Origin of the sequence: Sphingomonas sp. PvP056 (assembly GCF_040549155.1) — a bacterium.
GTDB lineage: Bacteria > Pseudomonadota > Alphaproteobacteria > Sphingomonadales > Sphingomonadaceae > Sphingomonas.
Genome location: NZ_JBEPST010000001.1, coordinates 863,405 through 875,820 on the forward strand (window position 1 = coordinate 863,405; position 12,416 = coordinate 875,820).

Here is a 12,416-nt window from a genome sequence, read left to right on the forward strand (position 1 = left end):
GCCAGCGCGCCTGTCCCTACCCCGGAGTGTCATCATGAACCGTCGTCAGCTCCTGCTCGCCTCCGCAGCGAGCGCGGCGGGAGCCGCGAGCGGCAGTCTCGCCGCCGCCCCACGGCAGATCGCAACGGGGGACGCGGGCGCGCTGCCGATGCCGGCACCGACGCGGGTGCTGCCGCCGATGCTGCCCGAGACCGATCCGTCGCGCATCCGCCTCGAACGCGGCTGGCGGTTCCATGAGGGCGATGTCGTCCCGCCGCCGCCCGCCAACCACGAGCAGACCTATCTGAGCGTCAAGGCGGGCAATGCGCAGGGCGCCGCCGCGATGGCGTTCGACGATTCCGACTGGCTGGCGGTGCGGTTGCCGCATGACTGGGCGGCGGCGCAGCCGTTCGTCGAAACCGCGAACATCTCGCAAGGCTATCGGCCGCGCGGGATCGGCTGGTACCGGCGCACGCTGCGGCTCGATCCGGCGGATCGCGCCAAGAAGATCGAGCTGCACTTCGACGGGGTCGCGACCAATGCGACGATCTGGGTCAACGGCAGCATCGCCGCGCACAGCTGGTCAGGCTATACCGGGGTCGTGGTCGACCTGACCCCGTTCGCGCGCTTTGGTGATGCCGACAATGTCATCGCGATCCGCGTCGATGCGCAGGCGATGGAAGGCTGGTGGTATGAAGGCGCCGGGATCTACCGCCATGCGTGGCTGGTCCGGCGCGCGGCGGTCGCGATCGCGAGCGACGGGCTCCATGCCGACCCGCGTCAGGGGGCGGACGGACGCTGGCACGTTCCGGTCGTCGCGACGCTGACCAGCGTCGATCGCGCGGCGGTTTCGGTCACGGTCGAGGCGGTCTTACACGACCCGGCGGGGCGAACGGTGGCGAGCGGCGAAGTCTCTGTCGCGGTGGTGCCGCTGGAGGATGCCGACGCGACGCTGACGCTCGACGTGGTGGCGCCCGGACTGTGGTCGATCGAGACGCCGCAGCTCTACACGCTCGTCGCCACGGTGCGGCGCGATGGTGCGGTGGTGGACGAACGCCGCGTCGCGATCGGTTTTCGCACGATCCGGTTCGATCCGGCGAAGGGGTTCTTCCTCAACGACGGCCATGTGAAGATCAAGGGCGTCTGCCTGCATCAGGATCATGCGGGCGTCGGCGTCGCGGTGCCCGATGCGTTGCTGCGCTGGCGGCTCGAGCGGCTGAAGGCGATGGGGTGCAATGCGATCCGCTGTTCGCACGGCGCGCCCGCGCCCGAACTGCTCGATCTGGCGGACCGGATGGGGTTCGTCGTGATGGACGAGAACCGCCAGTTCAACCCGGCCCCCGATTATCTCGCGCAGCTCGAATGGCTGATCCGGCGTGACCGCAACCATCCGAGCGTCATCCTGTGGTCGGTGTTCAACGAGGAACCGATGCAGGCGACCGAGGCGGGCGTGGAGATGGTTCGGCGGATGGCGCATGCGGTGCGCAAGCTCGACGACAGCCGCCCGATCACCGCCGCGCTCAACGGGTCGTTCTTCGATCCGGTGACGGTCGCCAACGTGGTCGATGTCACCGGGTTCAATTACTACCAGAACGATTACGACCGCTTCCACACGCAGTTCCCCAATCGCGCGATGACGAGTTCGGAGGATACCAGCGCGTATGAGACGCGCGGGGCGTTCGCGGGCGATCCGGCGAAGCACATTGCCTCCTCCTATGACGTCGAGAATGCGAGCTGGGGCGACACGCACCGCGCGACGTGGAAGAAGATCGCCGAGCGCAGCTTCGTCGCGGGCGGGTTCGTGTGGACCGGGTTCGACTATCATGGCGAGCCGACGCCTTATGCCTGGCCGACGATCGCGAGCTTTTTCGGGATCCTCGACCTGTGCGGTTTCCCCAAGACCGCCTTCGACGTCCACCGCGCGCACTGGGTTGACGATGCACCCGTCGTCAGCCTCGCGCCGCACTGGAGCTGGCCGGGTCGCGAGGGCCAGCCGATCACGGTGCTGGTGATGAGCAATGCCGAGCAGGTGACGCTGCGGCTCAACGGGCGCGATCTCGGGACGCAGGCGGTCGATCGCTGGATGGGGAACAGCTGGACGGTGCCTTATGCGCCTGGGCGGATCGAGGTCGTCGCGCTCCGCGGCGGGCGGATCGTCGCGCGGGCGGCACACGAGACCGTGGGCGCGGCGGTGGCGCTTCGGCTGACGCCTGCGCGAAGCGTGATGGCGGGGGATGGCGAGGATGCGCAGCCGGCCACGGTCGATGCTGTCGACGCGCGCGGGCGGCATGTGCCGACCGCGAACTTGCCGGTGCAGTTCACAGTGACGGGGGCCGCGATCATCGGGTTGGGGAATGGCGACCCCAATAGCCACGAGCCCGAACAGTCGGCAGCTGGGTCGGGCGCTCGTTCGCTTTTCAACGGGTTGGCGCAGGTGATCGTTCGCGCGGGGGAGGGGCGTGGGCGGATCGCCATCGAAGCACGCGCGCCCGGATTGGCCCCGGCGCGGCTTGCGATCGACCAGCTTGCGGTCGCGCCGCCGCCGCAGGTGGCGGTGACGCCCGCGCAGCAACGCATCGCGCAATGGCGGCGATCGATGCCGTTCGACACGCGTCCGTCGCCCGAGCTCGCGCCGAGCGATGGCGACAATAACAGCTGGGCGTTCGTTGCGAGCGGCACGGCGACCCCGGCGGGGTCGGGCGGGCGCTGGCGCGTCTATCGGTCGTCGATCGTGCCGTGGCGGGCGGTTGGTGCTGGTGGCGGGCGGTTGCGCTTCGCGGCGGTCGGCGGGCGTGCGGAACTGTGGGTCGATGGCGTGCGGGTTGCGGACAAGCCGGGTGCTGCGCCTGCGCCGATCGACGCGCGGATCGCGCCCGGCTTGGGAACACGGCGGATCGTGCTGCTGGTGGAAGCGGATGTGGCTTCGGCATCCGGAGTGATGGGGCCAGTGACGCTGTCGGCGCTTTAGGGGACACGGGTTTTGCCCGTGCCTTGAAACAAAGGCGGCCGGCATTCAGTCGCGCACCCCGCCGAACGTCGCAAGCCCGACCCTCAGAAAAGGGAGGTGAGCAACACGCCAAGGATGATCGCGGTGCCCGCGACAATCTGCCGGGCGCTCACCGTCTCGCGGAAGAACCTGTGCCCGGCGATGGCGGCGATCGGTGCCTCGATGATGCCGAGCGCGCGGACGGGCGCAGCCGGTGAGAGCGCAAGCGCCACGAACCACCCGACCGACGCACAGGCGCCGCACAGTCCGGCAGCCAAAGACGGCCGCCAGGCGCGCAGCACGTTGGCAAGCGTCGCCGGGTCGCGCCATGCCAGGAACAGGACCATTGCCGCGGTCTGCATCGCCTGCACCACCGCGACGCAGACGATCGCTGCAAAGATCGGATGCTGCGCGTCAAGCGCGAGGGCGGCGTGTCGAAAAGCGTTGAGCGAAAAACCGAAGAACACGCCCGACGCCAGACCGAACGCCGCCCCGGAAAGCGAGGCGCCAAGCTGTCGGGGCGAAGGCCAGCTCAGCGCGGCAAGCCCGACCGTCGTGATTCCCACCCCCAGCCACGCAATGCCGCTGATACGATCGTCATAGATGACCAGCCCGAGCAGGGCCGCCAGCGGCAGCGAGCTTTGCTGGAGCGCCGTGCCGACCGCGAAGCCGGAACGATGCATTGCGTTCAACAGCGCGGCGGTCGCGAGAATCTGGCTTGCTGCCCCGACCGATGCCGAAAGCCAGAACGCACCCGACCAATGAAGGTCGACATTCGGCACGAACAGCAACGCCACCAGTACGAAAACGACCGAAAAGGGCAGGCCGAACAGGAAGCGCACGAGGGTTGCTCCCCACGGGCCGGATGTCGTCATCACGCTGCGTTGCAGGGCATTGCGACCGACCTGGAAGGTCGCTGCCAACAGCGTCGCCGGTATCCAGACAGGGTTAGCCATGAAGTCGCCTAACTAGCGCGGCGATCGTCGTCGCCCCGTTTGCGGTTGCCGGAGATAAACCGTGGTCACGCGCGCAAGCGCAACGCGAGGGCGTTTGGCGTTACGCGCTTACCAGACGACCCAGCACCGCCTCGTCTCCGAGCAGGTGCAGCACGCCCGGCGCAGGACGTGCGACGTCGTTCACGCCGAGCGCATCCAGTGCCGCATCGTCCACGCGCGCGCCATCGCGGACGGTGACGCGCAGCCGACCATGATGCTGCGTGCTGTCTGCGATATTGTCCGTACCACCCAACGCCGATGCCAGCGCCGGTGACAGGGTCAACGTCGCGACGGGTGTTTCCTCCACGACGGCGGGGGCGGCGACCGCGGCGACCGGTTCGGCAACCCCGGCATCCATCGCATCGCGGATCTCGACCGCGACGATATCGGCGACCGGACCCAGCACGACTTGCAGCGCGGTCGCCGACGGGCGGATCATCCCGCGCGCGCCGAGCGCCTTGAGCGCCGCATCATCGACCAGCGCCTGATCGCGCACGACCAGCCGCAACCGCGTCGTGCACGCGCCGACCGAAGCGAGATTGTCCGCGCCGCCGAGCGCATCGGTAAACGCCCGGCCGCGCCCGCCTGCCGCAACAGGAGCCGCCGCCACCGGCGTCTCGGTCAGCGGCTCGCGCCCCGGCGTCTGCAGGTCGAGCCGCGCGATGAAGAAGCGGAACAGCCCGTAATAGAGCGCGAAATACACTGCGCCTACGGGCAACAGCAGCAGCGGCCGGGTCGCCTTGCCGAAGTTGAGAACGTAATCGAACAGCCCGGCCGAGAAGCCAAAGCCCATCTTGACGCCGAGCACGTCCATTACCGCCATCGACAGTCCGGTCAGCACCGCATGGATGCCGAACAGCACGGGCGCGAGGAACATGAAGCTGAACTCGATCGGCTCGGTCACGCCGGTCAGCATCGAGGTGAGCGCGAGGCTGAACAGCATCCCGCCGACCGCCTTGCGCCGCTCTGGCCTTGCGGCGTGATACATGGCGAGACAGGCGGCGGGCAGGCCGAACATCATCACCGGGAAAAACCCCGCCATGAAGCTTCCGGCGGTCGGGTCGCCCGCGAAGAAGCGCCGCAGATCGCCCGTCGTGCCGTGATAGTCGCCGACCACGAACCACGCGATGTTGTTGAGCAGATGGTGCAGCCCGGTGACGAGCAGCAGCCGGTTGAGCAGCCCGAACATGAATACGCCGGTCGCGCCCGCGCCGGTGGCGGCGAGGCTGATCGCGTCGATCCCTGCGCTGATCCCCTGGAACGCGAAGCCGATGATCGCGGCGAGTACCAGTCCGGCGAGCCCGCTGACGATCGGCACGAAGCGTCGCCCGCCGAAGAAGGCGAGATATTCGGGCAGCTTCATCGCGGAGAAGCGGTTGTAGAAAAGACCACCGACGAGCCCCGATAGGATCCCGATCGGCACGTCGAGCCGCGCCATCACCTTCGCCTTCCACGCCGCGGTGGCGAGGTCGACCGCGGGGCCGGTGAAGCCCGAGAGTTCGGATGGGGGCACGACGAGCAGTGTCTTGCCCGCCTCGGTCGTCACGAGGAAACAGGTGACCCCGGCGAGACACGCCGCGCCATTGCCGTCGCGCGCGCAGCCGGTCGCGACGCCGAGCGCGAACAGCAGCCCGAGATGGTCGAAGATCGCCTGACCCGCCGCGCCCATGAACGGGATGCCGAGCAGGTCGGGCTGGCCGAGCCGCAGCAGCAGCCCCGCGATCGGGAGCACCGCGATCGGCAGCATCAGCGCGCGGCCAAGCGACTGGAGTCCGGCGAGGAGGGTCTTCATGCCGGGATCTCCCTGGAGGCAAAGCGCCGGGCGAGTGCACGGACTTCGGTGGCGGAGGCGCAGGCCAGCGCTTCGCGCGCGTGGTCGCGGCACGCATCGAGCGAAACCTCGCGGACGCGCGCCTTGATCGTCGGCACGACACCGGGGGCCGCGGACAATTCGGTGACGCCGAGCCCGAGCAGGATCGGCACCGCGAGTGGGTCCGACGCGAGGCTGCCGCAGACGCCGGTCCAGCGACCGCGCATCGCACCGCCGCGGCAGGTCTGCTCGATCAGGCGGAGCACCGCGGGATGCAGCCCGTCGAGCGCGCTTGCCACCGCCGGATTGGCGCGATCCATCGCGAGCGTATATTGCGTCAGGTCGTTGGTGCCGATCGACAGGAAATCCGCCTCACGCGCGAGCGTGTCCGCAGTGACTGCGGCGGCGGGGGTCTCGACCATGATGCCAAGTTCGATCGCGGCGGAAATCCCAAGTTCGTCGCGCAGCCGGTCGAGCACGAGGCGGACGCTGCGGACTTCCTCGACGCGCGAGATCATCGGCAGCATGATGCGGCACTGGCCGATCGGCTTGACCGCGAGGATCGCGCGCAGCTGATCCTCGAGCAAGCCGGTGTGCGCCAGCCCGACGCGGATGCCGCGCAGCCCCAATGCGGGGTTTTCCTCGGCCGCCATCGCAAGATATGGTGCGGGTTTGTCCCCGCCGATATCGAGCAGCCGCACGATCAGCGGGCGGCCTTCGAGCGCATCGGCGATCGCCTGATACTCTTGATGCTGTTCGGCGACGGTCGGCGCAGTGTCGCGTTCGAGGAACAGGAATTCGGTGCGGAGCAAGCCACAACCCTCGGCACCATTGGCGACCGCGGGGCCGGCTTCGGCGGCGGCGCCGAGATTGGCGAACACTTCGATCCGGGTGCCGTCCGCAGTGTGGCAGGCGATCGCGGCCTGCGACAAAGCGTCGGCGCGTTTGCGTGCGGTGACGGCTTGTTCCACCTCCGCCTGCGCGAGCTGTTGCGTGTCGGGCGTAGGGAGGATCATCCCGTTGCTGGCGTCGAGCACGACGCGCGCGCCGTCGGGGATCGCCAGTGCGGCATCGCCGACCGCGACCAGCGTGGGCAAGGCCATCGACGCCGCGAGGATCGCGACATGCGACGTGGGACCACCGCGTGCGATGCACAGCCCTGCAAGACCGTCGGCGATCGCGATCAGGTCGGACGGCAGCAGGTCGTCGGCGACCAGGATCGTCCCCGCGGGATAGGCATGCCGCTCGTTCGTTACTCCAATCAGCTTGGCCAGCAGGCGTCGTTCGAGATCGAGCAGATCCCCCGCGCGTTCGGCGAGGCGGGCGTTGCCGCCCGAGCGCAGCGCATCGGCTTGCGCGCGGATCGCGCTGCGCCACGCATAGGCCGCGCTTTCGCCGCGCGCGATCCCGGCCTCGGTCGCGGCGTGGAGGTCGGGGTCGTCGAGCAAGCCCTCGTGTGCGACGAGGATCTCGCGGGCAGCGCCCTTTTGGGTTGCGGATTGTTCGATGAGGTCGGCGCGGAGCGCGGCGCGTGCATCGCCGAACGCGGCCCGTTCGATCGCGATGCCACGGCCTTCGCGCGGAACGTCGATGTCGCTGTTGCGGTGATGCTGCACGGGTCCGACCGCAAGCCCGGGGGCCGCGGGGACACCGCGAAGTGCGCCCGGCGGCAGGGGCGCGCTATCCGCCACGGCGGCGACGCGGGTGACGGGGGCGGGCGCTTCGGCGAGCCCGGTCGACAACAGCGTGACCAGCGCATCGACCGCGCCATCGGCATCGCCGCCGCGCGCGACAACCGCAATCTCATCGCCGAGCGCGATGCCCAGCCCGAGCATACCGGTAAGGCTGCGCGCGGAGGCGCTGCGGCCGTCTTTCTCGATCGAGAGGGCGGCGCGGGTTTCGCGGGCAAGTGCCGCAATCCGGGCGGCGGGGCGGGCGTGAATGCCGTGGGGCAGATCGATGCGGAGCGTGCGTCGGACGATGGTGGGGTCGTCGTCATGGCGTCCGAATTCGAGTTCCGGCTCTTGCGGCTGCTGCTGCTGCTGCTTCTGTTGGGGCGGGGCCGTGCGGTGCAGGGTCATCAACGGGGCGCCGACGGTTATCGCGCCGGGGGGCGCGAACGCTGTGAGCGTGAAGCCCGTGGCATCGGTCAGCAGGATCGGCGTGACGACGGCGCGCGCCTCGCGCACGAGCAGATCGAGGTCGAAACGGATCAGCGGATCGCCCGCGGCTACCTGGTCACCCACCGCGACCAGCGTGGTGAAACCCTTGCCGTCGAGCGCGACCGTATCGATCCCGAGATGGATCAGGATCTTCGCGCCGCTCTCCGTCTCGATCGTGACCGCGTGGCGCGTCGCCTGCAGGCCGACGATCCGCCCGGCGCAGGGGGCATGGAGCGTATCGCCGGTCGGGTCGATCGCGATCCCGTCGCCCATCATCCGACCTGCGAACACCGGATCGGGCACCGCCTCGAGCGGCGTAACCCAACCTTCTAGGGGTGCGGCCAGAATGATCGGCGCCATGATGTCTCCTTAATAGGGGTGGGTAGGGGCGGTCGTGCGTTCAGGCTGGACCGGCGTCGTGCCGCGTGCCTTCGCTCCGGGTGCCGCCGATCGTCGTGGATACCGGGTGGAAGCCCGCGTCCAGCACGACCCAGTCCGCGCGTTGCCCGACGGCGAGACTGCCGTGCGTTTGCGACAGGCCAAGGAAGGCAGCCGGATTGGTCGCCGCCATTGCCGCCGCTTGCTCCGGCGCAACGCCGAGCTGTGCGACGGTGTTACGGACCGCACGCGCCATGTCGAGATCGGAGCCTGCCAGTGTCCCGTCGGTGCCGACGCAGCGACCGCCCTCGACGAGGATCTGACGGCCCTGGAGCACGAAATCCTTCACCGCCGCGTTTACGCAGGGCATCGCATCCGACACCAGCATCATCCGATCGAGCGGACGCGCGCGCAGTGCGACACGAAGCACCGCATCGTCGACATGGAAGCCGTCGACGATCAGCCCGCAATAGACGTGCTGGTCGTCGAGCGCCGCGCCGACCACGCCGGGCGCGCGGTGCACCAGCGGCGACATCGCGTTGAACAGATGCGTGACGCCGGTGATCCCGGCGGCGAAGCCATCGCGCGCCTGCGCATAGGTCGCGTCGCTATGCCCGAGGCTGACCAGCACGCCCGCGCGTGCGAGCGCCGAGATCCGGTCTAGCGCGGCGACTTCGGGGGCGAGCGTCACCATCACGCGGCCGCGGCGCGGCTTGAGCAGCACCTCCATCAGCGCGTCGTCGAGCGTTCCGAAATGCCTGGGGTCGTGGATGCCCTTGCGCGCGACGTTGATGACCGGGCCTTCGATATGCGCGCCGACCACGCCCGGCACGCCCGCCGCGATCGCGGCATCGGTGGCATCGAGCGCGCGGGCGATCGCATCGGTCGAATCGCTGATCAGCGTGGGGAGATAGCTGGTCGTGCCATAGGGACGATGCGCGTCGCCGATCGCGGCGATGCCCGCGACGGTCAGTTCGTCGTTGAACAGCACGCCGCCGCCGCCGTTGACCTGCGTGTCGACGAACCCCGGCATCAGCCAGCCGCCATCGAGATCGACCGCATTCGCGCCGGCGCGACCGTCGAGCGAAACGATGCCGCCGTTCTCGACGTCGATCGTCACCGCCGGCTGCACGCCGTGCGCGGTGACGATATGGCCGTTCACGAAGCTGAGCGAAGTCATAATGTGCGGGTTACCTTGCTGAGGTGGCTCGGTGCGTCGGGATCGTAGCCACGCGCCCGCGATAGGGCATCCGCCATGCGGTAGAAACTCTGGATCATCAGGATCGGCTCGATCGCTGGATCCGCCTTTGCCGCAGGGACTGCGGTGGCGGAAGCGGTCGCACCGTCAGCCGCGGCATCGGCGAGGCAGACATGGGCACCGCGCGCGGCGAATTCCGCGGCGACCGCGCGTACGTCGTCGCCGACAGTGTCGGAGGTTGCGAAGGCGATGATCGGGAAGCCGTCACCGACGATCGCCATCGGACCGTGCCGGACTTCCGCCGAACTGAACGCCTCGGCATGGAGCCCGCAGGTTTCCTTGAGCTTGAGCGCGGCCTCCTGCGCCACGGCGAGGCCGAGCCCGCGGCCGATGACGAACAGGTTGTTCGCGTTCTGCAACGCGGTACCGACCGGCTGCCAGTCGAACGCCCAGGATCGACGGAGCAATGCGGGCAGGGCCGCGACCGCGGTGCCGAGCGATTCGTCCTGCGACCATTCCGCGACCAGCGCCGCGATGGCGGCGAGCGACGTGATGTAGGACTTGGTCGCGGCGACCGAGCGTTCGACCCCGGCCGAAAGCGCGATCAGCGTGTCCGCCATCTCGGCGAGCGGGGATGTGGTGTCGTTGACGATCGCGACGACATGCGCACCCGCTGTCTTCTGCGCGGTGACCGTGGCGAGCAGGTCGGGGCTGCGCCCGCTTTGCGAGATCGCGATGCACAGCGCGTTGCCGGGCGCGACGGGCGCGGCATAGACCGAGGCAACCGACGGCGCGGCGGACGCGACCAGGATGCCGATCCGCGTTTCGATCAGATATTTGGCATAGGTCGCCGCATGATCGGACGAGCCGCGGGCGCAGGTGACGACGACCGAGGGTGGCGACGCCCGCAGCGTCTCGCCAAGCTGCACGAACGCCGCAGCATTCGCCGCGAGCATGCGCTCGACCGCGGCATTCGCCTCTGCCGCCTCCTGAAACATCAGCGTTGTTTTATCTGGATTGGTGTCGTGCATTGGCCCGTCCATTCAATATCCGACCGTTCTAGGTCACATATTGGTACTACTCAAGCGGTCAAATGGGTGATGCGCGCCAGGTCGTTCACGCGGATCGGATCGGTCATCCCGGTGTCTGGCCCGACGAACCCGAAGCGCCGCTCGGGCGACGCTTCGTCCACGGGGCGAACGCTTCGGCACGAGGCATGAAGCTCGCGGACCCCGGTGGCGAGGATATCGGGGGCCGTTACCGCATTGACCCCGCTCCCGGCCAGGATGATGATCCGGCCGTCGGCACGGGCATGGAGCATCGCGAGCGTGGCCGCGCCGTCGATCGCGCGCGGGGTGCAGCCCGATGTCAGGATCCGGTCGAACCCGAGCGCGATGCTCGCCTCGAGCGCGTCGATCGGATTGGGGACCAGATCGAAGGCGCGATGCAGGGTGAGCGACAAGGGTTTCCCACGCGCATCGCCGAGGGTGCGTGCAAGCGCGATCCAGCGCGCGAGCAGTGCCATGTCGAGCGTGCGGCGCTCGGTGCTTGCGCCGATCACCACGCCGGCGAGCCCCGCTTCGGCTGCGGTTCGGATATCGTCCGCGATCAGCGCCTGTTCGGCCGCATTATAGACGAACCCGCCTGCACTCGGCCGGGCAAGCAGGTGCACCGGGAGCGGTGCGGCGGCGGCGGCACGGATTAGCGACGCGGGCGGGGTCAGCCCGCCGACCGACAGCGCCGCGCACAGTTCGATCCGGTCCGCGCCGCCCTCGACCGCTGCGTGCAACCCGGCGACGGATTCGACACACACCTCGAGCGCGGCACCGGCGCGGCGCGTAAAGTCGGCGGGAGCGCTCAGGCCTTGAATAGTGATGCTCCCTTGTGGACCACGGTGCGCCCCGCCGTGTCGGTCACTGCATAGGTAAAGCCCGGCAACAGGCAGAACGCGCCGATGTTGCCGCGCGGATCGAGCGCGAGGAAGCCGACCTGAACGCCACGGATCTTGTCCCCGCGCAGATGCGCGATGTGCCGCACTGCTTCTTCGCAGGCGGCTTGCGGGGACTTGCCCGCGCGGATCGACGCGACGACGCGCGCGGTCCCCGCGATCCGCGTCACTTCCTCGCCAAGCCCGGTCGAGGTGGCGCCACCGACGCCGGCCTCGACATACAGGCCGCTGCCGACCTGCGGGGAGTCGCCGACGCGACCGCGCATCTTGAACGCCATGCCCGACGTCGTGCAGGCCCCCGCGAGCCGTCCGCTGCGATCGCGTGCGAGCAAACCGATCGTATCATGGTCGAGCGCGCCGCCGGGTGTCGGCGTGATGCGGTTCTCGCTATTGGCTTGCGGGCTATAGTTCGCGGTCTTGAGCCAGTCGCGCCACGCCTTCTCGGCTTCCGGGGTCAGCAGCGATTGTTGCGGGAACCCCTCGGCCTGCGCGAACCGCGTCGCGCCTTCGCCGACCAGCAGCGTGTGCGGGGTCTTTTCCATCACGCGCCGCGCGACTGAAATCGCGTGCATCGTGTTTTCGAGTGCTGCGACCGCACCGACGTTGCCGGCGTCGTCCATGATCACCGCATCGAGCGTCACGTGACCGTCGCGATCGGGATAGCCGCTATAGCCGACCGAATGGTTGTTGGGGTCCGCCTCGGGGACCATCGCACCCGCCTCGACCGCATCGAGCAACGATCCGCCCTTGGCGAGTCTGGCGAAGGCGGCGTCGTTGGCCGCTGCGCCGAAATCCCAGGTCGACAGGATCAGCGCGTCCCCGGACGTCGCGGGCGTTGCGGCTGCAAGTCCCTTGGTCGCGACCAGCGCGCCGATCGCGCCGGTCGTCGCGGTGAGCAAGGTACGTCGACTTGTCATGGATTCCCCCGGTACCATTCGAATGGTGTAATCATGCCACACT

8 protein-coding genes are annotated in these 12,416 nt (G+C 68.9%); 1 reads left to right on the top strand and 7 read right to left on the bottom strand.

Going from position 1 to position 12,416, the window contains the following annotated elements; genetic code table 11:
* Positions 1–34: 34 nt before the first annotated feature.
* A complete protein-coding gene (gene galA, locus ABIC17_RS04005; RefSeq protein WP_354279337.1) occupies positions 35–2,947 on the top strand; it encodes a beta-galactosidase GalA in 2,913 nt (970 codons plus the stop codon).
* 83 nt (positions 2,948–3,030) lie between these two features.
* On the opposite strand, the gene ABIC17_RS04010 is transcribed toward galA, so the two are convergent.
* The 7 genes from ABIC17_RS04010 to ABIC17_RS04040 form a co-directional block, all read right to left on the bottom strand.
* Positions 3,031–3,921 carry a DMT family transporter gene (locus ABIC17_RS04010; protein WP_354279338.1) on the bottom strand — a complete coding sequence of 297 codons (891 nt, stop codon included), beginning with the start codon at positions 3,919–3,921 and terminating at the stop codon, positions 3,031–3,033.
* A gap of 100 nt (positions 3,922–4,021) precedes the next feature.
* The gene (gene nagE / locus ABIC17_RS04015) at positions 4,022–5,752 is read right to left on the bottom strand and encodes an N-acetylglucosamine-specific PTS transporter subunit IIBC (RefSeq protein ID WP_354279339.1); all 1,731 of its coding nucleotides are present in this window, start codon (positions 5,750–5,752) and stop codon (positions 4,022–4,024) included.
* Positions 5,749–8,292 carry a phosphoenolpyruvate--protein phosphotransferase gene (ptsP, locus tag ABIC17_RS04020; protein WP_354279340.1) on the bottom strand — a complete coding sequence of 848 codons (2,544 nt, stop codon included), beginning with the start codon at positions 8,290–8,292 and terminating at the stop codon, positions 5,749–5,751. Before ptsP ends, nagE begins: the two co-directional genes overlap by 4 nt.
* A gap of 40 nt (positions 8,293–8,332) precedes the next feature.
* Positions 8,333–9,490, bottom strand: a complete 1,158-nt coding sequence (nagA, locus tag ABIC17_RS04025) for an N-acetylglucosamine-6-phosphate deacetylase (RefSeq protein ID WP_354279341.1) — start codon at positions 9,488–9,490, stop codon at positions 8,333–8,335.
* Positions 9,487–10,539 (bottom strand): SIS domain-containing protein, encoded by a 1,053-nt coding sequence (locus ABIC17_RS04030; protein WP_354279342.1) that lies wholly within the window; start codon positions 10,537–10,539, stop codon positions 9,487–9,489. Before ABIC17_RS04030 ends, nagA begins: the two co-directional genes overlap by 4 nt.
* A 50-nt stretch (positions 10,540–10,589) precedes the next feature.
* Positions 10,590–11,321: a copper homeostasis protein CutC gene (locus tag ABIC17_RS04035; RefSeq protein WP_354279343.1), complete on the bottom strand. Its 732-nt coding sequence runs from the start codon at positions 11,319–11,321 to the stop codon at positions 10,590–10,592.
* Positions 11,322–11,365: 44 nt separating this feature from the next.
* Complete coding sequence (locus tag ABIC17_RS04040) at positions 11,366–12,373, bottom strand: glycosylasparaginase (protein WP_354279344.1); 1,008 nt, start codon at positions 12,371–12,373, stop codon at positions 11,366–11,368.
* Between the last annotated feature and the right edge of the window lie 43 nt (positions 12,374–12,416).

Bases quoted from the DNA above. Each gene is read 5' to 3' on its own strand.
- ABIC17_RS04010 (WP_354279338.1), bottom strand. From the start codon at position 3,921: ATGGCTAACCCTGTCTGGATACCGGCGACGCTGTTGGCAGCGACCTTC.
- ptsP (WP_354279340.1), bottom strand. From the start codon at position 8,292: ATGGCGCCGATCATTCTGGCCGCACCCCTAGAAGGTTGGGTTACGCCG.
- nagA (WP_354279341.1), bottom strand. From the start codon at position 9,490: ATGACTTCGCTCAGCTTCGTGAACGGCCATATCGTCACCGCGCACGGC.
- galA (WP_354279337.1), top strand. From the start codon at position 35: ATGAACCGTCGTCAGCTCCTGCTCGCCTCCGCAGCGAGCGCGGCGGGA.
- ABIC17_RS04040 (WP_354279344.1), bottom strand. From the start codon at position 12,373: ATGACAAGTCGACGTACCTTGCTCACCGCGACGACCGGCGCGATCGGC.
- ABIC17_RS04030 (WP_354279342.1), bottom strand. From the start codon at position 10,539: ATGCACGACACCAATCCAGATAAAACAACGCTGATGTTTCAGGAGGCG.
- nagE (WP_354279339.1), bottom strand. From the start codon at position 5,752: ATGAAGACCCTCCTCGCCGGACTCCAGTCGCTTGGCCGCGCGCTGATG.